General features: G+C 66.4%; 35 protein-coding genes and 1 pseudogene. 12 read left to right on the forward strand and 24 right to left on the reverse strand.

Going from position 1 to position 23,676, the window contains the following annotated elements; genetic code table 11:
- Positions 1-15: 15 nt before the first annotated feature.
- The 24 genes from O5O54_RS18920 to O5O54_RS19035 form a co-directional block, all read right to left on the reverse strand.
- A complete protein-coding gene (locus tag O5O54_RS18920) occupies positions 16-216 on the reverse strand; it encodes a hypothetical protein (protein WP_279483406.1) in 201 nt (66 codons plus the stop codon).
- Positions 217-290: 74 nt separating this feature from the next.
- Positions 291-653, reverse strand: coding sequence for a hypothetical protein (locus O5O54_RS18925; protein ID WP_279483407.1), 363 nt, complete (start codon positions 651-653; stop codon positions 291-293).
- A 118-nt stretch (positions 654-771) separates the two neighbouring features.
- The gene (locus O5O54_RS18930) at positions 772-1,236 is read right to left on the reverse strand and encodes a hypothetical protein (protein WP_279483408.1); all 465 of its coding nucleotides are present in this window, start codon (positions 1,234-1,236) and stop codon (positions 772-774) included.
- An 87-nt stretch (positions 1,237-1,323) separates the two neighbouring features.
- Complete coding sequence (locus O5O54_RS18935) at positions 1,324-1,560, reverse strand: hypothetical protein (protein ID WP_279483409.1); 237 nt, start codon at positions 1,558-1,560, stop codon at positions 1,324-1,326.
- The gene (locus O5O54_RS18940; RefSeq protein WP_279483410.1) at positions 1,557-1,982 is read right to left on the reverse strand and encodes a phage tail terminator-like protein; all 426 of its coding nucleotides are present in this window, start codon (positions 1,980-1,982) and stop codon (positions 1,557-1,559) included. Before O5O54_RS18940 ends, O5O54_RS18935 begins: the two co-directional genes overlap by 4 nt.
- Positions 1,982-2,647, reverse strand: coding sequence for a hypothetical protein (locus tag O5O54_RS18945; RefSeq protein ID WP_279483411.1), 666 nt, complete (start codon positions 2,645-2,647; stop codon positions 1,982-1,984). The genes O5O54_RS18940 and O5O54_RS18945 overlap by 1 nt, the downstream gene beginning before the upstream one ends.
- On the reverse strand, positions 2,644-2,970 hold the full coding sequence (locus O5O54_RS18950) for a hypothetical protein (RefSeq protein ID WP_279483412.1): 327 nt from the start codon (positions 2,968-2,970) through the stop codon (positions 2,644-2,646). Before O5O54_RS18950 ends, O5O54_RS18945 begins: the two co-directional genes overlap by 4 nt.
- Positions 2,967-3,596 carry a hypothetical protein gene (locus O5O54_RS18955; RefSeq protein WP_279483413.1) on the reverse strand — a complete coding sequence of 210 codons (630 nt, stop codon included), beginning with the start codon at positions 3,594-3,596 and terminating at the stop codon, positions 2,967-2,969. The genes O5O54_RS18950 and O5O54_RS18955 overlap by 4 nt, the downstream gene beginning before the upstream one ends.
- 6 nt (positions 3,597-3,602) lie before the next feature.
- The gene (locus O5O54_RS18960) at positions 3,603-4,127 is read right to left on the reverse strand and encodes a hypothetical protein (RefSeq protein ID WP_279483414.1); all 525 of its coding nucleotides are present in this window, start codon (positions 4,125-4,127) and stop codon (positions 3,603-3,605) included.
- 39 nt (positions 4,128-4,166) lie between these two features.
- The gene (locus O5O54_RS18965; protein WP_279483415.1) at positions 4,167-4,556 is read right to left on the reverse strand and encodes a hypothetical protein; all 390 of its coding nucleotides are present in this window, start codon (positions 4,554-4,556) and stop codon (positions 4,167-4,169) included.
- 75 nt (positions 4,557-4,631) lie between these two features.
- Positions 4,632-6,083, reverse strand: coding sequence for a phage major capsid protein (locus O5O54_RS18970; RefSeq protein WP_279483416.1), 1,452 nt, complete (start codon positions 6,081-6,083; stop codon positions 4,632-4,634).
- Between the two features lie 81 nt (positions 6,084-6,164).
- Entirely contained in the window at positions 6,165-7,067 is a 903-nt protein-coding gene (locus O5O54_RS18975; RefSeq protein ID WP_279483417.1) for a S49 family peptidase, read from the reverse strand.
- A complete protein-coding gene (locus O5O54_RS18980) occupies positions 7,064-8,434 on the reverse strand; it encodes a phage portal protein (RefSeq protein ID WP_279483418.1) in 1,371 nt (456 codons plus the stop codon). Before O5O54_RS18980 ends, O5O54_RS18975 begins: the two co-directional genes overlap by 4 nt.
- Positions 8,434-10,185, reverse strand: coding sequence for a terminase large subunit (locus O5O54_RS18985; RefSeq protein WP_279483419.1), 1,752 nt, complete (start codon positions 10,183-10,185; stop codon positions 8,434-8,436). The genes O5O54_RS18980 and O5O54_RS18985 overlap by 1 nt, the downstream gene beginning before the upstream one ends.
- Positions 10,186-10,189: 4 nt before the next feature.
- Complete coding sequence (locus O5O54_RS18990) at positions 10,190-10,819, reverse strand: P27 family phage terminase small subunit (RefSeq protein ID WP_279483420.1); 630 nt, start codon at positions 10,817-10,819, stop codon at positions 10,190-10,192.
- A gap of 135 nt (positions 10,820-10,954) precedes the next feature.
- Complete coding sequence (locus O5O54_RS18995) at positions 10,955-11,314, reverse strand: HNH endonuclease (protein ID WP_279483421.1); 360 nt, start codon at positions 11,312-11,314, stop codon at positions 10,955-10,957.
- 92 nt (positions 11,315-11,406) lie between these two features.
- Positions 11,407-12,240, reverse strand: a complete 834-nt coding sequence (locus O5O54_RS19000) for a hypothetical protein (protein WP_279483423.1) — start codon at positions 12,238-12,240, stop codon at positions 11,407-11,409.
- A gap of 461 nt (positions 12,241-12,701) precedes the next feature.
- Positions 12,702-14,546 carry a phage/plasmid primase, P4 family gene (locus O5O54_RS19005; protein WP_279483424.1) on the reverse strand — a complete coding sequence of 615 codons (1,845 nt, stop codon included), beginning with the start codon at positions 14,544-14,546 and terminating at the stop codon, positions 12,702-12,704.
- A 1-nt stretch (position 14,547) separates the two neighbouring features.
- Complete coding sequence (locus O5O54_RS19010) at positions 14,548-15,822, reverse strand: hypothetical protein (protein WP_279483425.1); 1,275 nt, start codon at positions 15,820-15,822, stop codon at positions 14,548-14,550.
- Complete coding sequence (locus O5O54_RS19015) at positions 15,819-16,208, reverse strand: hypothetical protein (protein ID WP_279483427.1); 390 nt, start codon at positions 16,206-16,208, stop codon at positions 15,819-15,821. Before O5O54_RS19015 ends, O5O54_RS19010 begins: the two co-directional genes overlap by 4 nt.
- An 11-nt stretch (positions 16,209-16,219) precedes the next feature.
- Positions 16,220-16,468 carry a transcriptional regulator gene (locus tag O5O54_RS19020; RefSeq protein WP_279483428.1) on the reverse strand — a complete coding sequence of 83 codons (249 nt, stop codon included), beginning with the start codon at positions 16,466-16,468 and terminating at the stop codon, positions 16,220-16,222.
- A gap of 86 nt (positions 16,469-16,554) precedes the next feature.
- Entirely contained in the window at positions 16,555-16,845 is a 291-nt protein-coding gene (locus O5O54_RS19025) for a hypothetical protein (protein ID WP_279483429.1), read from the reverse strand.
- Positions 16,842-17,297 carry a hypothetical protein gene (locus tag O5O54_RS19030; protein ID WP_279483430.1) on the reverse strand — a complete coding sequence of 152 codons (456 nt, stop codon included), beginning with the start codon at positions 17,295-17,297 and terminating at the stop codon, positions 16,842-16,844. Before O5O54_RS19030 ends, O5O54_RS19025 begins: the two co-directional genes overlap by 4 nt.
- Positions 17,294-17,614: a helix-turn-helix transcriptional regulator gene (locus O5O54_RS19035; protein WP_279483431.1), complete on the reverse strand. Its 321-nt coding sequence runs from the start codon at positions 17,612-17,614 to the stop codon at positions 17,294-17,296. The genes O5O54_RS19030 and O5O54_RS19035 overlap by 4 nt, the downstream gene beginning before the upstream one ends.
- Positions 17,615-17,725: 111 nt before the next feature.
- Between O5O54_RS19035 and O5O54_RS19040 the strand changes: the two genes are divergently transcribed.
- The 12 genes and pseudogenes from O5O54_RS19040 to O5O54_RS22485 form a co-directional block, all read left to right on the forward strand.
- On the forward strand, positions 17,726-18,337 hold the full coding sequence (locus O5O54_RS19040) for a LexA family transcriptional regulator (protein ID WP_279483432.1): 612 nt from the start codon (positions 17,726-17,728) through the stop codon (positions 18,335-18,337).
- A 217-nt stretch (positions 18,338-18,554) separates the two neighbouring features.
- On the forward strand, positions 18,555-18,827 hold the full coding sequence (locus O5O54_RS19045) for a hypothetical protein (protein ID WP_279483433.1): 273 nt from the start codon (positions 18,555-18,557) through the stop codon (positions 18,825-18,827).
- Positions 18,824-19,024, forward strand: coding sequence for a hypothetical protein (locus O5O54_RS19050; RefSeq protein WP_279483434.1), 201 nt, complete (start codon positions 18,824-18,826; stop codon positions 19,022-19,024). The genes O5O54_RS19045 and O5O54_RS19050 overlap by 4 nt, the downstream gene beginning before the upstream one ends.
- A complete protein-coding gene (locus O5O54_RS19055) occupies positions 19,024-19,887 on the forward strand; it encodes a DUF6551 family protein (protein ID WP_279483435.1) in 864 nt (287 codons plus the stop codon). Before O5O54_RS19050 ends, O5O54_RS19055 begins: the two co-directional genes overlap by 1 nt.
- Entirely contained in the window at positions 19,887-20,057 is a 171-nt protein-coding gene (locus O5O54_RS19060) for a hypothetical protein (protein ID WP_279483436.1), read from the forward strand. The genes O5O54_RS19055 and O5O54_RS19060 overlap by 1 nt, the downstream gene beginning before the upstream one ends.
- Positions 20,054-21,166, forward strand: a complete 1,113-nt coding sequence (gene dnaN / locus O5O54_RS19065) for a DNA polymerase III subunit beta (RefSeq protein ID WP_279483437.1) — start codon at positions 20,054-20,056, stop codon at positions 21,164-21,166. Before O5O54_RS19060 ends, dnaN begins: the two co-directional genes overlap by 4 nt.
- 2 nt (positions 21,167-21,168) lie before the next feature.
- Positions 21,169-21,435 (forward strand): hypothetical protein, encoded by a 267-nt coding sequence (locus O5O54_RS19070; RefSeq protein WP_279483438.1) that lies wholly within the window; start codon positions 21,169-21,171, stop codon positions 21,433-21,435.
- On the forward strand, positions 21,432-21,659 hold the full coding sequence (locus tag O5O54_RS19075) for a hypothetical protein (protein WP_279483439.1): 228 nt from the start codon (positions 21,432-21,434) through the stop codon (positions 21,657-21,659). Before O5O54_RS19070 ends, O5O54_RS19075 begins: the two co-directional genes overlap by 4 nt.
- Complete coding sequence (locus O5O54_RS19080) at positions 21,656-22,237, forward strand: hypothetical protein (RefSeq protein ID WP_279483440.1); 582 nt, start codon at positions 21,656-21,658, stop codon at positions 22,235-22,237. The genes O5O54_RS19075 and O5O54_RS19080 overlap by 4 nt, the downstream gene beginning before the upstream one ends.
- Positions 22,234-22,515 carry a hypothetical protein gene (locus tag O5O54_RS19085; protein ID WP_279483441.1) on the forward strand — a complete coding sequence of 94 codons (282 nt, stop codon included), beginning with the start codon at positions 22,234-22,236 and terminating at the stop codon, positions 22,513-22,515. Before O5O54_RS19080 ends, O5O54_RS19085 begins: the two co-directional genes overlap by 4 nt.
- Positions 22,512-22,652, forward strand: a complete 141-nt coding sequence (locus tag O5O54_RS19090; RefSeq protein WP_279483442.1) for a hypothetical protein — start codon at positions 22,512-22,514, stop codon at positions 22,650-22,652. Before O5O54_RS19085 ends, O5O54_RS19090 begins: the two co-directional genes overlap by 4 nt.
- Before the next feature lie 68 nt (positions 22,653-22,720).
- Positions 22,721-23,644: pseudogene (locus tag O5O54_RS22485) on the forward strand (recombinase family protein); the annotation flags it as partial.
- Positions 23,645-23,676 lie beyond the last annotated feature (32 nt).

Below are 23,676 nucleotides of genomic sequence, written 5' to 3' on the forward strand. Positions count from 1 at the left end.
GGCTGCGTGGGCCGCCTACTCGTCTTCGTCGGACTGCCGCCACAGCATCTGCATGACGCTGAGGGCGCTCGCGGCCATTTCGTCGTCGGTCTGATCGGGCGGGGGCGGGTCCTCGACCTCGTAGCGGTGCAGCCGAAGCTGGAACCGCTCCTCGGCGCCGCGCTCTTCGAGCGCCGTATCGATCGCCAGGCGCAGACGGCCGAGATCGCAAGACATGATCGCGTCGTCCGACCACGCCGGCAGAAGGCGGATCGCCGCCTGATAGATCGAGACGAACAGCTCGTCGGGCGTCAGCCCGCGGCGCCGTTTCCCGCCTGTCCCTCGTCGGGGGCCTGATCGTCTTCCGTCTCCGGATCGCGACCGCCGTTCCGGCACATGCCAACGAACTTGCTGAGCGGCACGACGAGCTTGTTCATGCCGGCGCTCCAGACCATCTCCTTCAGATCGTCGGTGGAGATGTTCTTGGCCGTCACGATGCCGGTTTTGACGATCGACTGGTAGACGTCGAGATTGCTGTTCAGGAGGCCCTGCACGGCGCCGTCGAAGCCGCCGAACTGGCGAGAGATCGCGGTGGCGTTCTTCAGGTTGGCGCGCAGGAGATGGGTCTCGCCGCCGAGTTCGACCTCGACGTCGTTGGAAAGCTTCGTGCTCATAGGATGGTCCTCGATCGGTTCGGATCGTTCGGGTTCGGAAGGGGTGAGCGGCGGCGCGCCCGAACAACACGCCGCCGCCCGTCACGCCCGCGGCCTAAGAATTCGCGGGCGATGGGGATCAGGCCGGGGTTTCGGTGACCGGCTTGTCGTCGAGTTCCAGGGTGAGCTGGAGCTTCTGCGTGTCGTTCGCGCCGCCGAAGTCCTTCTGGTTCGACATCACGTAGGCCGGGAAGTAGTCGATCTGGACCTTGCCCTTGCCGATCGGGATCTCGACCTTGATGTTGAAGCGCTCGTGGGACTCCACCGCCTCGATCGCGGCGAGCTGCCCGACGTCCTCCGGCTGACGATCGCAGGTGAGCGCCATCGACCCGTAGTTGATCGAGCCCTTGGCCTTCTTCGTCTGACCGGAGTTCACATGGTCGGACGTGATCAGCTGGCGCGTGCCGCCGTAGCCGCCGATGTTCGTCAGGCCGTCGATCGCCTTGTAGGTCGCGTCGGCTTTGGCGCTGGCGAGGGTGAACGTATCGTCGGCGATGGCGCCGATCGACACCTTCGTCTTTGCGGTTTTGATGATCCGGCCCACGGCCGACCTCCTATGTTGGGGCAACAAAAAAGCCGCCCATGGGGCGGCCTGGACGTCTCGCCGGGGCGAGGGGTTTGGGCTTGCGGCTTAGTCGGGCTTGGACCCGGCACCGCTCTCGCCCGCCGGCTTACGGCCACCGGGTGCGGGCTCGGGCTTCTTCTCGCCCTCGATCTGGATGGTGCCGATGGCGAGCTTCGCCACGACATGCGGATTGTCGGCCTCGATCTGGACCGACTTCGTCTCGCCCGGCAGGATTTCGACGCTGCCTTTTCCCTTCTGGGGAAGCGTCGTGCTCCGCTCGGACACGTTCGTCACGTTGATCATGGTTCCGCCTTCTGGAATTGGAACTCGTAGGGGACGCTGAAGCTCAATCGGAAGAACGCGTCCGTCTCGTTCCGATCATCGACGACGGGGGAGCCCGCCGACAGGCAGACCACCCCGTCGAACTCCTCGCCGCGAAACAGTGAGGCGATCTGTTCCGCCCACATCGGGCCGAGCGACAGGCCCTCGCCCTTCGGCAAGGTGATCACGAAGCGGAACGCACCGTCCTCGCGCCACCACTGCCCGCCGGGCGCGCCGACCGTTGCCGGATCCGACGTCGAATACGGGAACTGGAGAACCACGAATGCCGAATGCGAGCGATCCGCGCCCGGCCTCCGGTTGATCTCGCGGATCGGGCAGTCAGGCTCCTGGAAGCCGGCAGCGAGCCGAGCGGCGACCGCCGACATGACGATGGGATGGGCCATCAGTGGGGCCTCACGAAGATAGTGGGTTGCCGGCGCCGCCACTCGTCGAGCGCGGCGTCCTTCAGGTCCCGGTCGTTGCGTTGCATCGTCGTCTTGCCCGCCCAGGCTTCGAGCGGCACGGCACCCTGGAGCGCCTGCCAGCCGAAGGTCACCTTGGCGACGTTGCCGAAGCGGTGACCGGCGACCGCCGCTACGCCTTCGTAGAGGCCGTCCGGGACCTTCTTCGACCAGCCCTTCTCGATCCGGCGCGCATAGGGCTGCACGTTCACGAACGTATAAAGCTGCCCATCAGGGATCGGCGTCTTCGGATCGTGCGGCTCACCATCGACGTACATCACATGGCTTTGGCTGAAGCGCCCGGACAGAACCGGGGAGTTCCGCCGCAGCTCGGCGCCGATCCACACAAGGACGTCGTTCAGGAGGTCGAAGCGGGCGACGATCACGCCGTCCGGCTTCACGGAGATCAGCGGCGCGCCTTCCCGGCCGTCGACAATCTGGCGATGCGGGGCAAGCTGTCCGGACCCGCCGCCGTTGATCTGTTTCGCCTCCGTGATCTTGTCGAGCGCATAGGCGGCGAGGCGCTGCGAGCGGACACGGGGCGAAAGGTGGCGCTCGAATGCCAGCTCGACCTCCCGGAAGATCGGCGCGATCTTCGGCGGCTTCACAGACCGCTCGCCCGCAGCTCGTAGGCGATCAAGGTGCCGTCCACGCGGCGGCGCTGATCGTCCACGATGTTCACGTAAAGATCCTGGCCGTCGAACTGCACCCGGTCTCCTTCCCGCAGCGGTTCGGACCATGTCACGTCGGGCGCGAACACGATCAGCTTGCGCTGCCCTTCCTGAATGCCGGCGGTGATCTCGGCTTCGTTGAACTCGACGATGCGGGCGCGCACGGGACAGTTCGGCGCGCCCGAACGCACCAGAACCACCGACGAGCGGGGCATCTCTTCCGCATAGGCCTGCATCATCTCGCGAGCGCGCGGCGTCATGACCACACCCGGAACGGCGCCAGCAGCGCGTCCTCCGTCGCGGTGATGCCCTTGCGGACATCGTCCGGGTTCATCCAGCTCGTCGAGCCGACGCCTTCGACGGTGCGCGCTCGCATCGCCATGTCGGCACGGCTGGCCGAGAGGAGGCGCCCCGCCATCAGCGTGATCGCCTGGACGATCGGGGCGGCCTTGGCGGCGACCTCCTCGGCCGTGTCACCGTAGCCGCAGGTGAAGCGCACGCGCACGCCCTGGCGCTCGGCGCCGACGTTCGGCCATCCGCCGTTCGGCACGACGATGCCGAACTCGCCTTTCAGGGCGCGATACCGCGCAGAGGGCAGAAGCGTCTCGACGCCCTGCCCGTCCGTCACCGCGATCTCGTCGATCCGCTGAAACGGCGGAAACGGCAGACGCAGCTCGTCGGCCGGGAAGGCGTCGAGATAGAGATCCCAGGTCTGCGTCACGAGCGCCCGTCCGAGCCAGCCCTGCACCCCCTCCAGCGACTGCCGAGCGACTTGGATGAAGCCGCCAAGGCGGGCGTCGGCCTCGAACAGTCCGAGCGACGCGGCAACGGCTTCGGCCGTCACCGGCTCGCTCGCCGGAGGGGTGTGCAGGACCAGCACGGACATGGAGCATTAGCCCTTCGGCTTGCCGGGCTTGCCAGAGGCCGGCGGGGTGTCGTTCGTCTCGGCGCCGCTGCCCGCGCCGCTTTCCTGCGTTGCCGCTTCGAGGCGACGTTTGTGTTCGGCAATCGCCTCGTCGGCTTCCTCGCCCACCTTGCGGGCGCGCTCGCCATGGGCCGCGATGGCCTTGTCGGCCGCCTCGGCGGCCTCCGTCGTGCGGGTCTGGTGCCCGGCGATCTCGCGCTCGGCCGTCTCGCGAGCGTCATCGACCGACTTGCGATGGGCGGCGATCTTGTCGGCCGCCTCCGTCGCCGCCTCGTCGATCTCTTTTTGGAAATCGAAGCCGCTGCCCCACTGCGTCGCCGGCAGATCGGCCTTCGGCACCGCTGCGTTCTCCTCGTCGCTTTCGGCGACGCATCCGGCCTTTACCAGGCGGCCGAGCTGCAGGCGGTCGATGGTGACCACCTGGCCGACGCGCACCGGCTTGCCGTCTTGAGTGAATTCCGAGAGCGCCGTGCGCTCGATCAGGTCCGTCATGATCGTCTCCTGTCAGGATGGGCGCGGACGGGTCCGGCCTTACGGGTTGAAGCGATTGTCGCCGCTGATCAGCATGGCGGAGCCGAGCACCGCCGCGCCGTTGTCGGAGGAGAGCTGCACCGCGACGAAGCCGAAGCCCTCGTCCAGGCGCTCCGCATAGGCCTCGGCGGTGAAGGCTACCGGCCCTGCGGCCGTCGCGACCTTCTCGACCGGCGCGCCGAGCGCCTTCGAGCCGGTGCCCCCGGCATCGGTTGCCTGCAGGAACTGGACGACGGCTTTCTTGCCGACGCCGAGCGCTGCGGTGGTGACGGCGGCCATGATCTGACTGGCACCGGCAATGGACACGAACGGCGAGGTCTTGGCCGCCTGAATGTCCTGCGGAGTGACGGCCGCGTTGACGCGCAGCCGCTGCGAGAGCTTGACGCTCATGGTGCGGTTCCTTTCGGAAGTGGATGAAGGGGCAGGCGAGAGGCGGGGCCGCCGGAGCGGCCGCGCCGATCCGGATCAGATGCCGGGCACGTCCAGGGCGACGAAGGGCGAGACCTCGTAGCCGTTCTCCAGCGTCAGGGGCTTCCGCAGCCAGGGCGAGCCGTCGACGTTCCAGAAGATCTTGATCACCGTCTTGTTCTGCTTGAACAGGACGTGCTCGGACGCGGCGACGAACGGCCCGGAGCCGTCCTTGATCAGGTACATGGACAGATCGCCGTACCAGAGATCGCCGAACTGGCCGAGGAGCGGGTTGCGGTCGGACATGATCGCCGGGCGGCCGAGAAGCGTGGAGGGCTCTCCCTCGCGCGCCGACTGCGTCCAGATGTAATGCCCTTCCGGGTCCGTCATCTTGCTCAGCGCCGGCAGGGCCGAGCGGCTGTAGACGAAGACGCCGTTGCCGTACCCACGCGCCGACATCTCCAGGACGTCGTCATAGGTGATGCGGTTGGCCTGGACGCGCTTCACCTTATAGGTGGCGCCGGCGTTCAGAAGGCCGAGCGGCTTTTTGATGCCGTCGCCGCGCAGGAAGGCGAAGTCCTCGGACTGGCGAACGGCGCCGCGCAGCTGCGTTTCGATGAAGGCGGCCGAGCCCTGCCAGTTGCGCAGGAGCTTGTCCGTCACGGTGATGGTGCCGGCGACCTCGTGCGGCGTCAGCGTGATCTCGCGCAGGGCAAGGCTCGTCTCGGGCTTCTCGTCGCCCTCACCGATCCACTTCACCTCGACGCCGCCGAACATATTGCCCGGCGCCGCCCCGCTCTGATCGAGCGCCGTGACCGTCACAGCCGCATCGGGTGCGCTGCCCGGCTGCAGCACCTGCGCGCGGGGACGAATGATCGCCTCCTGCGGATTGACCTGCAGGAGGGTGTTGCGGAACTCCGGTGGGATCGCGAAACCGCCGGACGCGCCATCGTCCATGCGCAGCTCGGCCGAGGCGGGGTCGCCTTCATTGGCAGCGGCGTTCTCGACGTAGTTCAAACGCTGATCGTTCGGATTGAACCGGACGGCAGCCATGAACTCGCCCATGCTCTCGAACTCGCGGCGAGCACCAGGCGCGGGCGGGTGGATGACGCCGCCGCCACGCGCGGCTGCCAGGCGGGTTTCGGTGAGGGTGGCGGCGCCCGCGTTTAGCTCTTCCAGCCGGGCGATACGCTTGTCGAGGGCGGCACGCTGTTCCCGCATCGACTGGAAGTCCCGTTCCTCGTCTTCCGTGAGGTCGCGATCTTCCGCCTCGCTGGCTTCAGTCAGCGCCTCCATCTTCTTTTGAAGCTCGACGCGGCTGGCGCGCAGGGCAACGAGGGGCGAGGCGAGGAGCGCGCCGCCCCAGTCGTGAGCGGAGGCCACATGCACGGCGTGCTCGACGAGCGGCGAGGCATGCGCGGTGCCGATCGCCACGAGGGCAACGACAAGGGAAAGGGTCAAGAGGGCCGCGATCCCAAGGGGGCGAGCGGCGAAAAGCTGAGTGGACATGGTGGGTCCTTTCTACGGACACGAAAAAGCCCGCTCGCGGCAGTGCCGGAACGGGCCAGAAACTCGCCGCTGGCGAATGGATCAGAGGGCGGCGATCGCCCGGTGTCGTCGGGGTGTACTCGCCGCCGCGCGAGGCGGCGGCGATGCGTGACCGGCGCCGAAGCGGGCCAGGGTTTCGTCCATGGTGGCGATGCGATCAGCCATGCCGGCACGCACCGCGTCCGCGCCGATCACCATGCGCCCCTTACCGAAGTCGCTCCGCACGACGGCGGTGGAGACACCCCGGTTCGAGGCGACACGGTCCACGAACATCTTGTCGAAGAAGGCGCACTGCGCTTCGAGCTGCGCCCGCGCCTCGTCGCTGAGAGGCAGGTGAGGCGGCGCCTCGTTCTTGCCTTCGGCCGACTTGATCACCGTCCGCTTCACGCCCGCCCTTTCCAGCGCGGCGCTGATGTCGTCGTGGACCGTCATGGCGCCGATCGAGCCGACCCACCCCGTGGGCGTCATCACGACCTCGTCGGCCGCGCTGGCGATCCAGTAGGCCGCGCTCGCCGCCGTCGCGTTCACCTGCGCGACGATCGGCTTCTGCCCACGAAGCGAATGGATCAGGCTCGACAGCTCCTCCGTGCCCTGCACGGTGCCGCCTGGCGAGTCCACGTCGAGGACAATAGCGTTGACCCGATCGTCCGCGACGGCCTCGCGCATCGCGGCGCCGAACGCCTCGTTGCTGGTCCCGCCGGAGATCGACGAGAACATGTTCATGCGGTTCGCGACGACGCCGCGGAGCGGCAGGATCGCCACCGCTCCCTCACGTCGGGCGACGTCGGACGACATCTGAGGGCTGATCCGTGCCTCGATCTCAGCGGCGTCGAACTTCGCCCCCTCCGCCTGCAAGGCGAGGAAGGCGATCATCGCCTCGAGCTTTTCGGGCTGCATCGCCCAGATCTCGGACGCGACCGCCAGAAGGATGCGGGCATACTTCATGTTTCCGTCTCCCCTTCGGATTTCGGCCTGGCAGGCTGTTGCGGTGTCGGTGGCGGCGGGGGTCGCAACGCCTGGTCGATCGGCACGTAGCCGGCCTGGACGAAGTGGTGATCGCCGTCCGGGCCGATCCCGTCCTCGTCTTCGAGATCGAGAATGCGGTTCGGCGAGAAGGCGCCGACGCCGAACATCTTGGTGTAGAAGTCCGACCGGGCCGCCATGTCGCCGCGCAGGAGGGCGTTCATGTTGAGCTTGACGACGTAGCCTGCCGCCCGCTCCGCCTCCGTGAACAGCTTCCAGTTCATCTCGCTCTCGATCGCCGAGCACCAGGGCTCGATCGTCTGGCGGACGAAGCCGATCATCAGCTGTTCGATGCCCGATCCCCACGTTGTAGTGCCCTGATGGCTCTGCAGCAGGATCGTCGGCACGTCGTAGATGCGGGCGATCTCGCCGAGCTGGAACTCGCGTGTCGCCAGGAACTGCGCGTCCTCCGGCGGGATCGTCGTCTGGATGAACTTCATCCCCTCTTCGAGCACTTTCACCCGGTGCGCGTTGTCGAGGCCGCCCTGCCCTTCCAGCCGCGAGGCCGGGTTGTCCGGCGCCGGCTTACGCTCGCCGTTCTGCGCGCGCAGGTTCGACTGCGCCTGGGAACCGAGCTTGCCGGGATGCATCAGGAAGCCGCCGGACTTCATGTCGTTGGCGAAGAATTTGCCGCCGAACTCCTCCAGGGCGAGCGCCATGCCGATGGCCTGGCGCGCCGCCGTCACCGGCGAGATGCCCACGAACCCGTCATAGGACTGGTCCATGATGTGGACGACGTCCATGTGATCGATGTCGAACTGCTTGCCCCCGATCGTGGTCCGGTAGAAGAACCGGTCCCCTTCGCGCTTCGGTGCCGTGCGGTCGGGCAGGAGCGGCCAGAGACCGACCGCCTGGCCTGCGCCGTTGCGCTCGATCTCGTTGTAGCCGTTGCCCCAGCGCAGGACGTGGCCCATCAGCACCTTGCGGTGCGTCCGGCCCGACATGAAGTCGTTCGGCCTCTTGCCGAGGCGCTGCGCCAGCGGATGATCGTCCGCTTCCTCCATCCCGCCGCCGTCCTTCGGCCGCATGATGCGGAAGGGGAAGGTCGCGATCGGATTGGCGATCCGGTTGATGCAGGCGTAGACCGCCGGCAGGTTGAGCGCGAGGTGCTCGTTCACGTTGACACCGGCATTCGTCTTGCCACCGCCGATCAGCCGGACGAACCACCCCTGCGCGTCGGAGATCATGCTCGACGGGCCGTAGCTCGCCGCCTCGAACGGCGCGGGCGCCGCGTCGGCCGCTTCGACGATCGCGGTGGACTGGCGGCGGATACGGGGAACACGGGTCATCAGATTTCGATCTCCAATAGCCCGCGTTCCTCGTAGACCGACACTTCGGGACCGGCCTGGTTGACCGCCAGCGCCGTCGCCATGACACAGGCAACGATGCCGTCGATCTTGTCGGCGCTCGTGCTTTTCGCCGGCACGTAGTTCAGGTTCGCGTCAAAGCGGACCTGGCAGTGCGCGGCCATCCAGGCGAGGACGGGATGCCCGCCGTGATCGAGCGCCTGGGCGAACACCATGCGCTCGAACTCTTTCGTCGCCTCGCCAAGGGTCGCATGCCCCTGCCGCAGCGTCGTGATCAGCTCCGGGTCCAGCCCGTAATCGACTTCGAGATCGGTGATCAGCTTCTGCGCGTTCCATGGGTCGAACCCCATGGCCCGCACGTCGAAGGTGCCGATCCCGTCCATGATCGCCTTCGCTACGAAGTTCTGATCGACGCTATCGCCAGGCGTGACCTGCAGCGCGTCGTTCCGGACCCAACGATGCCAGTCCACCCGGCGATCTTCACGGGCACGCTCGTCGAGCGTTCCTTCCGGGACCCAGAACTGAGGCAGGAGCCCCCAGTGCTCGTGATCCTCGTCGGGCTCGAACAGCCAGACCAACGCCGTGATGTCGCGCGTCGCCGACACGTCGCAGGCGCCGAAGGCGCGCCGGCCCTTGAACCGCTTCGCGAACTCGCGCCAGCTGTCGGGCTCACCGCCGCAGGCCTTCCACTTCGACGTCGGAAGCCAGCCGCCGACCTGATCGACCCAGCGATTGAGGTGGTAGCACTGGAACAGCGCCTCATCGACCGGGCGCCCCTTCGCGCGTTTAAATTCCGTGCGCAGGTAGTCGAACGTCGGCGTCAGGCCGAGGCTCGGGTTCGCCTTCCGCCACACCGCCTCGTCGGTCCAGTCGTCCTCCTCGCCGATCGCGAAATGCACGACGAGCGTGCGGGGATCGTCGATCGCGCCGGACATGATGCCGATGCTCTCTTGGTACCACTCCCAACCGACGCGGCTGGCCTTGCGGCCCGCCGTCGAGGCGTACAGCTCGATCGGCTGCAGACGGGCGCCGGTTCCCTGGCGCAGCGTCGCGGCCAGTTCGGACGTCGTCCACTCGTGGATCTCGTCGCCTACGATCACCGTGGGCGAGCGCCCGTGCTTCCCGTCCGGCTTACCGGTCAGGAGCTGGCACAGCGCGCCGGTCTCGCGCAGGAAGATGCCCTTCTTCGACATCGTGATGCGCTGGTTGCCGGCACTGTCCTCGACGAGCCCCTTCGCCTGGGCAACGATGTCCCGCATCTTCTGAAACGTGACCATGCCCTGGTCCTCGTTCCGTCCGAACACGTAGCCCTCGCCACCCGGCACCCGCTCCAGGGCGAAGAACAGGATGCCGAGCGCCGCCAGGAACTCGGACTTCCCGTTCTTGCGCGGGATCCACAGATCCAGCCGTCGGAACAGCCGGACATGCGCGATCGAGGCCTCGTGCGTCGCCGCGTCGATGATCTCGATCGGGATCTTCCAACCGACGAGAAGCCGGACGGTGATCTCTTGCCAGGGGAGGAGTTTAAACGTCACCCCTCGGAAGCGGTCGTTGGTCAGCCGAAAGATCGTCGGCCAGGCGTGCGCGATCTTGTCGGCCTTGGCATGGTCGAACCAAGCCTTGTCCGTTGCCGCAGCCTTACGCCAGGCGTTGATTGCCCAGGCGTAGGCCGCGTCACCTTCGACGCTCGCCAGCCAAGCCGGGAGCGCGGTGACATCGCTATGCTCGTCCATAGCGTCAGTTCAGGACCGGCGGCATCGTGTCCGCGTCGTTCATCAGGTCGGACGGGTTGCCCGATCCGGCGGTCGCGTCTTGCTCCGGCGCCGACCGTGCAACGGGGCCGGAGCTGAACAGATCGCGTTGCTGCGAGAGGTTGAAGCTCTCGACACGCGCCAAGGCGCTGTCCGAGCGCGGCGTGAACCCGAAGTCATCCTCGATCGCGCGCAGGATCGGCTCCGCCTGCGCCATGATCTTCAGCGAGGGATGCGGGATCATCCGCTCTTCCCCGCCGACGGGCGTCCACTTCGTGACGAGGTTCCCCTTCGGACAGTCGCGGCGGAGCTGGTCCATCGCGGCTTCATGGATCTGCGTCCACATGCAGTAGCGCGTCAGGGCACCGCGATAGCCGGGACGCCGCCGGCCGCCAGCCTGAAGCGTCTGCGCCTGCGAGCGCCACAGCGAGATGGCGCGGGCGTAGTAGGCCGGCGCCTTCAGGAACACGCTCGGCACCGCGAACGGATCCTGCGAGACGACTTCCTGTTCCGCCGCCACCGCGGCGGCCTCGATCTGCCGATCCGTCGCCTTTTTGCGCCGGCCCGGATAGCCCTTCGCCGCCTGCAAGGCGGGATCGTCCCTGCGTCGGCCCATGACATCACCTCGTACAACCGTGCGGGCGACCCTTCTGCGCCCGGAAAAAAATGTTTCTGCCGGCGAAATTTCGCGCGCGCAAAGAGCGAGTTAACCTGCCGGTCCCGCCCCTTCGGCCCCCGACTTTCGACCCCCCTACCCCTCCGAAGGGTTGAGCCGGCGGAAGGCGTCCTCCTCGCGCTCCTGCGCCTGCACCTCGCCGTCATGGCAGGGCTTGCACAGGGGCTCGAACGGGCCCCCGAAGAACTTCACGGGATCGCCATGATGGCGCTCGACGTGGTTGACCACCGTCGCTGCCGTGACGAGCCCCCGACCCGAACAGCGGCGGCACAGCGGCTCGTCGGTCAGAACCGAGACGCGGATCGCCTGCCATTCGGGGGTCTTGTAGAGGGCTCGCCACGGCTTCGTGCGCCGTCGCTTGGCATCGTACTCGCGTCGCATGTCGATGCGCGCCGGCTGAGAGCGAGGACGGAAGGACGCGGGCCGAGTTGCCATCGTTGATCCTCCAGCAAAAAGCCCCGCTCGCATCTCTGCGCCGGGGCCTACGTCTTCGCACTGTGAGAGGTATGTCAAATTCCAGGCGCTCGTCAAGCGCCTTCTTCCGCCTGTGCGCAATCGCCCTTCGGAGCCAGCGAGAGGAGCACACGACCGGGCTGGCGCATCTCCTCACCTTCCCAAGGCCATACGGGCACGGTGCACGGCACGACGAAGAAGCGGGACAGGCGCCGCTCCAATGTGGAGGCGAGAGAATGGAGCGCCAGCGCCCAGGCCTGATACTCGATCCGCTCGGCCAGGAGGATGGCAGGCGAAGGGTCGAGGTACTGCTTGTGGTAGGCGCCCGGATACGGGCGGCGCGTCTTCGGGTTCCTGCCGTCGACCTCGCATGGAACCGCTGGAAGCCCCGGCCCGGCCGCTGCGTTGATCATACGAAACCACAGAGGCTTGCCGTTCGCCCCCTTGATCGTCCGACGATAGATCGGCCCGTGATCCCGCCATGAAGGCGTCTGGCCAGTAACCGCAAGCCGACGCACGAGAGCGGCGATCCGATCACCTTTCGGCACAGCGATCGCCAAGCCGTCCCGGTGCGCCTCGGCGTACTCAATCGGCGTCAGCCCCTGGCAGTCGCGCAGACCATCCCACTGCGGATCGACCTCGATCGTCCACTCGGCCAGCGCCTCCACGGCCTTGTCCACGATCATGGCATCGGCATCCGGGAACACCAGCTCGCTATAATCGCGGCCAGGGCCGGACGTATCCACCCGGCAGCCGAGAAGAGCGAGCCGTTCCAACGCATCCCATGGCGAAGACGAGGCGATCCGGTACCTGCCGCGCCCTTCTTCGTCAATCCGATCCAGCTTGGGGATTTCGTGCTGATACGTCCAAGCCAGCAAGTCCCTGATTTCTATGTGTTTCTTGTTCAAGGAAAGCTCTCTTGCGATAGTTGGAGCGATGGTTTTCGAGAGTTTGTCGAGGGTTTGATAAGGCGGGATAGCCGAGTGTTTTCCGTGGGTTGAGCCTTGGTTTCGATGGTTGCGAGGGTTTTCCCGGGGTGATGGCGTAAGAGGCCGGATCACGATGGAGATGGACTTTCGCGCGTATACGCGAGGAACCCTCGCGAACCCTCGCAAAGCCCTGGTGCACAAGGCATGGCGATGGTTCGAACACCCATCTTCGACCGTCGCAAACCCTCGCAAACCGTCGCAACCGCTAGGCGCACCCTTCCCGATCCCCCACGAGGAGGGTTCGGGCGAGGCATAACGGCAGGGATCGACGACGGCGAGGCGTTACGGCGGGCGCGGCAAGGCGTGATGCTCCACAGAGGGCTCCGAAATCGCGTCCAGCCGGGCGCGGCGTGAGAGGGGCGAACCGGCCATGGCTGGCGTTATTCCTCCTCTTCCGTCACGGCGGGGCCGCCGTAGTTCTCGGGATACTCGTCGGGCGTCTCCGTATGGGCGCCACGGCTCTTGCGACGGCGCTCCGGCACGTCGACGAGCTTCACCCCGAGATACCGCCGGGTGCGCCCGTCCTCGCGCTCGTGATGCTTGACCATGATGCGGCCGAACAACGTCTGTTTGATCGGCAGGATCGCGCTATCCTCGGCGAAGGCGACGTAGGCTTCGTACATCTCCGTTGCCGGCACGGAACCGCCGGGATCGGGCGCCACGCAACGCTCGCGGAACGCGGCCGTCGGGTCCATGGCGGCGCGGTACTTCTTCGTCTGCGCTACGACCTCGTCGGGAATGACGAGGCCTTCCCGCAGGTAGGTCAGCGCACCCTCGATCAGCCAGTTCAGGATACCGGAGTGCTCCGGCTCGAACTCGGCCACCACGTCCTCGAAATTGCGCTGCCGGTCCTCGGCAATCGTCACCGGCCAGTGCACCACCGTCATGCGGCGCCAGATGCCGTTGCTCATGTCCGTGATCTTCGGATAGCCGTTGCCGGACATATGCGCGGTGAAGATCGGGTGGAACTCGAAATAGCCCTGGAAGAGCGGGCGCACGGCGATCTTCTCGCCGCCGGTCAACTTCTTCACGAGGTCGACGCGCAGCATCTCGCCTTCGGGCAGCTCCTGGACGCGCAGGAGCCGCGCGTTGTGCAGGCGGGCAAGATCCGGCGAGGCGCTGCCACTCTGGCCGCTCTCGCCGAAGAAGCTCTCGGCCGGCAGGGTCACCGCGGCGCCGCCGAGAACGCGGCAGATGACCTCCATGATAATGGACTTGCCGTTGGCGCCGGAGCCGTAGTGGAAGAACAGCTTCTGCACGGTGATGCCAAGAAGGCCGAGCCCGAACCCGACCTGGATCAGGCGCTGCACCTTCTTGTCGGGCAAGAACTCGTCGAGGAAGGCCGTAAGCTTCGGGCACCGCGCGCTCGCGTCGTAGGCGGTCGGAACGACGGCGGTGATGTAGTCCGCCCGGTCATGGCCGAGCTTCGCGCTGTACCGGGCGAACTTGTGCGGGATCGTGTCCGGCGCGTCGGCGGGCGCGTCGTCGCGCTCGGCGTCCGGGTTTGGCACTCGCTCCGTGCCACTCGTGAAGGTCAGCGTATGCCCGCGCACGGCGACCTTGTGATGGTCCGCGTTGAAGGCGTCGGGGCCGCGCACCAGGTGCGGGGCCGCGCACTTCAACATGGCGTCCAGCTTATTCGCGTTCTTCGAGCTGACGGCCCACTTCATGCGGCTGGCGGCCCGGCCCTTGAAGCGTTCCATGATCTCGGCGGCGCGCTCGATCCGCGCCTTGTCAGCCTCCGTGCGATCGCCCTCGTCTTTCGCCAGGGCGTCCTTCGCCATGTCGATCACCATGGCCTCGCCGTTCGTCAGGCGCAGGCATTCCGCCTCCAGGCCGATGCGCTCGCCCAGGAGCTGCGCGAGGCCGAGCGCGGCCTGTGAGCCGTTGGCGATGTCCCAATGCGTCCCGGTCCACACGCCATAGGCCGCCTTGGTGCCGCCCTCCTGGCGAAGCACGACGAGGTCTGCCCCGAAATGCGCGATCAGGCGGCGGCCGTTGTCCGTGTCCGAATGATCGCAACCCGCGCACCAAAGAACGATCCAGTCTTCCGGGTCCTCCGTCTGCTTGGCGCGGGGGATGTCGAAGCCGCTGGCAACGGGAAGATCCTCGCCCTCTTCGACGATCTCGTCGCGATCGGCGGTCGGGCCGGCTCCGTTCTGCGCGCGGGCAGCGGCGACCAGCTCGCGGATCAGCGCGAGATTCGGATCGTCTTTCTTGGCCATGTCAGTGTCCGTATGCGTGAGAGGCGAGGATGTCGGCGAAGTCGAAGCCGCGAGGCGGCCAAGCGATCGTCACGTTCACGCCGTCGGCCCCGAGCCGCGCCTTTGCGCGCGCCATGTCCGAAGCGGTGGCGTAGACCTCGCTGTCCCCGTCCGCGACGAGGAGAATTTCCGTGATGCCCGGCGGAACCTGCATGGCGTCGCTCGGGCTTTGATCTGCCTTCGGGATCCACCCCTTCACCCACACGGGACGAAGCACCCCGTTCTTGTCGGGCTTCTTTATCTCCGGGTGCGCGAAGCGCCCGGAGAGGTCGGCGGGACCGGCGAGGTTCCCGAGGTCGCCGGCCGCCGCATAGATCGTGTCGGCGCGCGGTCCCTCCGCCATGGCGATGGCCAGCGTGTTCTCGATCCCCTCGCCCGAGACGAAGCGGTGACGGTGCGGATCGGGGAGTATCTGCCCGTCCAACTCCAGGAAGCCAACGAGCGGGATCAGGCCGCCCTTCTTCGAGCCGCGCATCTTCTTCGACGGCAGCGGGTCGCCTCGCGGCTTCTCCGGGTCGGGGATCAGCGGCCGGAACTTCGGCCGCCGCTTGAGGTCGATCCACGTCAGATGGCAGCCGAGGACGGCTCCGGAGGGATCGACGAAGGGAGCCACCATCGCGGGACCCACCAGCAGCTCTACCGGATGCTTGCGTTCGTCCTGACCATGCCAATAGGTCTCGATCGGCGCCGTGCGCAGAAACGGCGTCACGGGCAGTTCGCGGGCGTAGCAGTCGAGCCGCCGCGCCAGATAGGTAAGGTGAAGACCCTCAGGCTGCGCATGGAGCCACTTGCCCCGCGCCTTGGTCTGTTCGGCCAGGCGGAAATCGTGGGCTGCGCGCTCGTCTGCCTCCGCCTTCGCGGCGGTCTCGCGCTGCCGCGCCGCGATCCGCTCGGCGTGCTGACGAACCTCGGCCTCGTCGACCTCCTGGCCGTCCGGCACGGCGCGGCCGAGCACGGCCGCGCAGGCCTGGAGAAAGTCCCGCCGCTGATCGAGGCCGAGCACATGCGCGGCGAGGCCGATCGCGTCTCGCCCTTCGGCAGCGCCACGACACAGCCATCCCTTGTCAGGTCGTACCTGAAGCCGGTCGCGCCCGCCGCAGAATGGGCACGGGCCGACATGCTCGCCCGTGGTCGACGCAAACCGCAGGCCGCTGAGCGGCAGCATGGGCATGGCCTCGGCGATCGAAACGCCCCGCGCCTCTTCCACGAACAGGTCAAGCGCCTGGCGCCCGCTCAAGACAGTGCACCCACGATCAGGTCGCGCGGTACGAGCACGGCGGGCGAGTATACCGCGCCAAAGCTCATGCGCTCGCCACGGCACGCGCCGGGCAGATGCATCAAGGCTCCCGCCCACCCCGCGAACCAATCGCTTTCATCGAAGATCCGGGCAAGGTCGGAATGAGCGGCGGCGATCGCCACGAAGCGCGAGGCCGGCGCAGGACGCACGATGATCCCCATGGCGCGCAACGGCCGCTGGAGCGGATTGCCAAACCCGGCCGACACGATCGCCTCGCCGACGCATCCTGCACCGCCGATGACGGGCGCAGTCAACAGCCAGGCGAGGCAGCCGATGCCGTCTTGATCCGCCAGCTCGAACCGATCGGCATTCGACCCCGAAGTCATGCACATGACCATTATTGGCCCTTCCCCGTCATGTACCTGGCTGCTTTCAGGTGCGGGCGCTCTTCCAACACCACGTCCATGCGGCGCCAGGACCGCCGCCCTGCGCGACGTTCGCGGTCCTCACGGCGGAAGTCCGAGGCAAGCCGGTTGATCGCCTGGAAGACGCCGCGCGCCTTTGCAGGGTCACGCTCGAAGCGATGCGCCATGTAGAGGTCGTACAGCTCGGCGCCGCGATCCCGGCGGCGGTTGTTCCAGGCCATGCGGCAGGGCGAGGCGCAGAACTCACGTTCCCGCGCGCCCGGCACCAGGTCCGTTCCGCACTCGAGGCAAGCGTTTAAACGGATCGTCACAGGAGCGCCCTCGCTCCGTTCGCCCACCGTTCGGCTACCTTGGCGCGCTCCGCCTTCAAATGCTCGCTGACGCGCCCCACAGTGAGAGACTGCGCGCCGGGGATGGTTTCCAGGAAGATGTAGCCGCGAGCGCCGTCCCACTCGGCTGAGACGATGTCGACGCCCGAGACGCCCTTCTTCGCCCAGGCGTGGTTTACGGCCTCGACGATCGAGCGCATGAACTCGTTCGCATCACCCTTCGGATCGCGCATGCCATCGGCGGTCAGGACGCGAAGCGCGGGGCTCACGATCCTTCCTCCACGACTTCGAGAAGCTCGGCGACGAGCGCGCTCAGGTCTCGCAGCTCTCGCGAGATCACCGCCCGATCGGCGGCCGAGAAAGATCCGTCAGCCGAGCGCCGAGCATGCGCGTGGACGATCGCCAGCTTGCTCTCCGAGCCTTCCTTGGCGAGCCGCGCGACGTCCTCGATCGACAGGTTGCGCCGCACGGGTGCGCGATCGGCCTTGTGCCGCGCCACCAGCCAGGCCGAGACGATCGGTTGCTGCGCGCGCTTCTCCAGCACCATGAGATCATCGACCGCGAGGAAGCGGTCGGGGAAGGAGATCGACGCGGCCGCGCTGACGGTGGACGGCGAGCGGTGGCCGCAAAGGATCTGCGCGGCCGTGGTGCCGCCCACGGCGTCGATCAGCGCGTGGGTCGTGGACTTCAGCGCCTTCAGGTCAGGGGGCAGGTCGGTCATCGCGCTGCCGCCTGGGAAAAGGTGACGGACGATTTCGCGGGACACGATGCTGCGGCAGCGTCATTGCTGCACGGACGTTCTGCCAAGCCCGGCCGAGAACGAAGGAATTCCAAGCGAGATTTATGCATGCCAACGGCGTTCACGGCTCCGCCAGTCAGCCCTTCGATCTTCTCAACGACATCAGCGTCGGGACGGCTTCGGCCTGTCTCCCAACGCCATATGGTCCCAGCTCCGGCACGAGGATCGAGGCCCAGCTCCTCGGCGACGCGCTGGGTGCTCCAGCCCTGCCGCTCCCGCCACTCTTTTAATGTCGTCATGCTGGGGCTCCTTCAGTGAGCCCGAATATCGCAAATTATGCGATACCGTCAAGCGCGACATCGGATTTTATGCGATACGCATTTTCTGCGATGGCTGGTAGCGGTGGCGGCATGAGCAATCGCGTTAAGCAGCTTCGAGAGTCCCGTGGGTGGACGCAATCCGACCTTGGTGAACGGATTGGAGTTGGCTGGCAGACCGTAAGTCGCATAGAGAACGCCAGAACACGCATCATGCCCAAGCATGAGAAGAGTCTCGCCGTGGCACTAGAGGTGCCTGTTACGAGCCTTTATGCTGAACCTGATTCTGGACAAATCGCGGAAGACGAGCGCGATACAGTGGAGGTGCCTTTGCTCGCGAGGATCAGCGCAAGCAGCTTTAGGCAACAAGACGGCGTCAAGGTTGCAGACATTGAGCGCCACGTCAAAGTTTCGCATCTGCCTAAGGGCGATTGGTTTGCGCTCACTGTCGAGGGAGATTCGATGAATCGGATCGCCCCTGATGGATCGATTATCATTGTCAACCGCGCAGATGATCACTTGGTTGATGGCGGGTATTATGTGTTCTCGCTTAATGACGGCGCTGCGACATTTAAGAAGTTCAAGCGTGAACCGTCGCCGATGCTTGTTCCATTTTCATGGAGCCCAGACCACTATTCAATCCCAATTGGAGATCAAGACCTCTATGTGTTTGGACGCGTAAAGCGGATTATCACCGATCTCTAGAGGGTAAGAGCACATCAGGCTGACCAGTGGGCAAGCCCAGCCGGCAGGAGTGAAAGCTCATACGCCGCCCATCTTGGGTTTTCCACAGTCACCACCGTAGGCAGCTTTCAGATTCCAACCGGCTCACTGCATCAATATCGCATTTTTTAAGATACACACTTGCTAGCATCGCAGATTATGCGATATTTGCTCCCATCCCTTCGGATAGGAGCCTGCCGTGCTTTCCCCGCCTCCTCCCACAACCGCCACCATCACCCCAACCATGCGCGCCGCCGCGCGCCGCATCGGCCAGAACAAGTACCATCGCGGCCGCAAGACCTGGGAAACCCCCAGTGCCCAGGACGTCGCCAAAGACACGGTGACGAAGCTGGTCCTGGCGAACCTCGCCAAGGTCACCCACGGCAATGGCCGTGACCGCGTCCGCCTGACGGACCTCGGCCGCGAGATCGCGGGCCTGTCGAAGCCCGCTGGCGAGGAGCTCGTCCAGTGAAGCGCGCGACCCTCTCCGACGAGTTGGCCGAGCTGCGCCGCATCGCCCGGCACTACCGCCCCCTATCGCGCCTCCTGCGCGGCACGGTCGAATTCCTGGCGCTCATGATCTTCATGGGCGGCCTCGGTGCCTTCGCCCTCGGCGCCGCCGATCCCTCGCCTGCCGCAGCGCCCGTCATGCTGGTGGAAGCACGCTGATGGCCGAGCTGCGCACCATCACCGCCGACCTCGTGAAGGCCGTGCCGGCGCCCGCGCTCGGCGCTGCGCCGATGCTCCAGTGGATCGACATCGCACACCTGCGCGCCGATCCTCGCTACCAGCGCGATCTGCGCCCGGACAACGTCCGTGCGATCCAGCGTATTGCCGAGAGCTTCGACTGGTCGAAGTTCTCGGCCGTCCATGTGGCCCCGATCGAGGGCGGCCTGTTCGCCATCATCGACGGCCAGCACCGCACCCACGCCGCGCTCGCCTGCGGTCTGGAGAAGGTGCCGTGCCTCGTTACGCACATGACGTTGAAGCAGCAGGCCTCAGCCTTCGCGGCGATCAACGGCTTGGCAACGCGTGTCACGCCCGTGCAGATCTTCCGCGCCGCGCTGGCGGCGGAGGAGGCTTGGGCGCTGAAGCTGCTCGAGGTCTGCGAGAAGGCGGACTGCAAGGCGGTGACCTACAACACGTCGAGCGTCAACAAGCGGCCGGGCGATGTCTTCTGCATCACCTACCTGCGCACTTTGATCGAGCGGCGCGGCACCGAGACGACGACCCTCGCCCTGACCATCCTGCGCAAGACGGAGGGCGTCGGGGACAAGGTCGAGTTCTACGCCTACGCCCTGTTCCGACCGATCCTCGAAGCCCTCGCATCGCGGCCGCACGCCCTCAAGAACCCGCAGGCCGCAATCGATCTCCTCGAGCTATTCAACTTCGACAAGTTCGAGCGAGACGTGAGCGCGCAGATCCTCGACGCCCGCCGCAAGGGCGAGAAGGCAATCGGCCGCGTCGAGCTGATGGAAGCCGTGATCGGCACCGCGCTCGATCGCGGCTTGAACATGACGGGAGCGCGCTGATGGCCTCGCGTCATGACATCGACCACTTGGCCGAGCTGATCGCCGAGAGCAAGCGCGACGCGGCGCTACGGCTCCTGAAGGACATGCACCCCGACAAGGCACCCTGGCCGCTTCACGTCCCGCGCCGCGTCGCTGACCGCCGTGCCGAACCTGCAGGGAGGGCGACATGACGGACACCGCCCTCGCCTTTTCAATCGACCGCGGATGTCTTGCGGCCGCCGTCGAGCGCGTGTCCCGCGTCGTGCAGAAGCGGAACACGATGGAAATCCTCGGCCACATCCTGATCAAGGCCGAGGCCGGATCCGTGACCCTGCGCGGGACGGATCTCGAACTGGACGCACTGGTCCGCGTCGAGGGCGCAGCGATCGGCACGCCCGGCGGCCTGGCCGTGCCATCGGCGGAGTTCGCCGCGGCACTCGCCCGCTGGCCGGACGGCGTACTGACCGTCGAGAGCGACGGCCGTCGGCTGACGGCTAAGGTCGGCCGCTCGCGCGCTTCGCTGCCAGTCCTGCCGGAGGTCGATTTCCCCGACATCCGGCGCGGCGACACGGACACGACGTTTCAGATTCCCGGCTCCGACCTCACGGCCATGGCGGAGAAGTGCGGCTTCGCAGTCGGCACCGACGAGGTCCGCGCTTACCTTATGGGGATCTATCTGCACGCGACGGACCGGAACCTGGTGGCGGTCGCGACTGACGGTCACCGCCTGTCGCGCTTCGACATGCCGATGCCGGACGGCGCCGAGAGCATGGAAGGGGTGATCATCCCCAACCGCACGGTGAGGATCTGGCCGCACCTTCTCGGCAAGGATGAAAGCGATCCTGTCCAGGTCGAGACGGGCGAAGGCTTCATCCGCTTCTCGTCGGACTTGATGGTGCTGCACTCCAAGCTCGTCGGCGGCACCTATCCCGACTACCTGCGCGTCATCCCGCGCGGCAACAACCAGGTCGCACTCGCCAGCGTCTCCGACCTAACTACCGCCGTCGATAGGCTCATGGTCTTCTCGAAGGACAAGGGCCACGGCCTGAAGGTGGCGTTCGGCACAGGAGAGATCCGCCTGTCGATCCGGTCGGAGGCCGGCGAGGCTGAAGAGTTCGTCCCGGCCGAATGCGACTTCGACATGGAGATCGGCTTCAACGGCAAATACCTGCGCGAGATGCTGACAACCATGAAGGGGCCGCAGGTCCGGCTGGCGATGGCCGATCCCGGCTCGCCGCCGCTGGTCACCGACGAGGCGGATCCGCGCCGCGAGATCGTCGTCATGCCGATGAGGGTCTGACAATGAGCGCCAAGCCTCTCACCCAGGCCGAGCTACACAACCAGCTCGCGCCCGAACTGTCCGCCCGCATCGTTCGTGCACCGCTCACTACGGGCGGTGACGTGACGGACGTGTGCGTCCTGATGGAAAGCGTCCTGGTCGGCGTTGCCCAAACATTGGAAGCCGCCGGCCTCGCGAAGCCCGAGGTTCTCGCCATGATCTGCGAGAACGCGAAGCGCCGTCACACGCAGCTGCATCTCCTCGCCAACGCGAAAGGCACGCCGCAATGAGCCGCCGCGCCATCTTGGCCTATCGGCAGGGCCTGCGCGGCCCCTCGCCTGTCGTGTATTATGACGAGGTGCCTAACGAAAACGGCAGACCGCCGAAGCTTCTCCTCCATCGCGAGATCGAGGGTGGCACCGGCAACGCCGACTTCTTCCCCGGCGCCGACGAGATGCCGAGCTTCGCCCGGCTGACTGCCGCATTCCCGCCGCCCGCAGGAGAAACCGCATGAGCCAGCCTCTGACGTTCACCTACACGAACTGGCGCGGCGAGACTGCGGAGCGCCGGGTGATCCCTGGAGCTTTCCGTTTCGCATCGACGGAATGGCACCCCGAGCCGCAATGGCTTCTCGTCGCCTTTGACTTGGACAAGTGTGAGCGTCGCGACTTCGCGGCGAAGCACATCGTGTTCGCCTCCGTTTCGGACGCGGGGATACGGGAGGCCATGACGCAGGTCATCGCCGACACTTCCCAGCAGCCGGCCTACTGGATCGTTACAGAGGCCGAAACCGGGCACGCGATCATCTCCACGGACGTGGAAGATCGTGCGCATCGACTACACCGCCAGCACGACGGCAGCATTTTGACGCCCCTCTATACGCACCCAGCCCCAGCACATAGCGCCGAGGCGGAGTTGAAAGCGGAGGTCGAGCGCCTTCGCGCAGTCTGCCAACGTGCCCACTACATGCTGGCGGAACTCCCGACTCGCTTCCGGAAAGACTCTTACGAACGGGGGGTTTTGCAGATCGAGGTTGAGGCTCTGCGCGCAGCCCTCAAGTCCGAGACGCCTAAGACCAGGATGCGCAGATGACCGGCCCGTTTAGGCCCGCCGCACACTGGGACCTCACCGAATTCGAGGCCCGCGTCTTCGACCGTCTCGTTCATCAGGAGGCCATCACACGTGAAGAAGTCCTGACGCTGTCCGAGGGCGCCAGGGGCTTTGTATGGGGCATCCAGCGCAAGGTCTCGCGCTATGGCGTGGCGATCGAGCTGACGAAGGCCGGCGACGGCTGGCAGCTCGTCGGCCGTCACGGCTACCTGATGCTCTGTCCGCCCACCGATCAGCTTCGCCGGGGGTTCGGAGGATGAGCAACGTTCGCACGAAGCCGGCGGGATCCGGCCCCGCGACGCCCGACCCGGCCGTCATCGAGATCGCGCGGGCACTTGCACGCATGATGGCACGGGTGGATCATGCCCGCGAAGAAGCGGAACGGCAGGGACGGTGATGAAAGTCGGGATCTACGCACGCTTTTCGTCCGAGCTGCAGAACGAGCGCTCGATCGAGGATCAAACCATGCTGTGCCGCGACTACGCGGCCCGGCAGACTGGCTGGCAGGTCCACGACGTCTATCCTGACTATGCTGTGTCGGGTTCGAGCGTTCACGGCCGCTACGCTTTCGAGCGCCTGGTGAATGACGCCAAGCGCGGCGAGATCACGGTGATCCTCGCCGAGGATCTGGACCGCCTGTCACGCAATCAAAGCGACATCGCCGCATTCTACGAGCGCATGTCGTTCGCGGGCGTCGAGATCTGGACGGTGGCGGATGGGCGCATCAGCGAGATGCATATCGGCCTCAAGGGCACGATGAGCGCGCTGTTCCTGCGCAACCTCGCCCTCAAGACGCACCGCGGCCTCAGCGGCCGCGTGCGCGACGGCAACTTCGCCGGAGGCAGATGCTACGGCTATCGCCTCGCCGGCACCGGTCAGCGTGAGATCGCCGAGGAAGAGGCCGAGGTTGTGCGCCGCGTCTTCGCCATGGCGGTCGATGGGCGCAACGCGCGCGAGATCTCGGCCATCTTGAACAAGGAAGGCATCCCAGGCCCCCGCGGGGGACCGTGGAACCAGTCGACGATCATGGGATCGCTCGCTCGCGGCAACGGCCTCCTGCGGAACGAACTCTACATTGGCCGGCTGATCTGGAACCGCCAGCGGTTCGTTCGGGATCCTGACACGGGCAAGCGCGTGTCGCGCGTCAACGTCGAGGCTGCCCGCCAGGTCGCCGAGATGCCGCACCTGCGCATCATCGACGACGCGACCTGGCAGGCCGTTCAGGAACGACTGTCTGGCCGCACAGTGCCGACGCGCGGCCGCCGCAAGCCGAAGCATCTTCTGTCCGGCTTGATCAAGTGTGGCGCCTGTGGCGGCAACTTCATCGTGACGGGCAGCGCGCGGGGCGTCCACCGCTTCTCCTGCGCGGTCGCAAGGGACAAATCCACCTGCACCAGTCGCCGGTCGATCAGCTCGCGCGT

This window comes from Aureimonas sp. SK2 (assembly GCF_029813115.1).
Classification (GTDB): domain Bacteria; phylum Pseudomonadota; class Alphaproteobacteria; order Rhizobiales; family Rhizobiaceae; genus Aureimonas.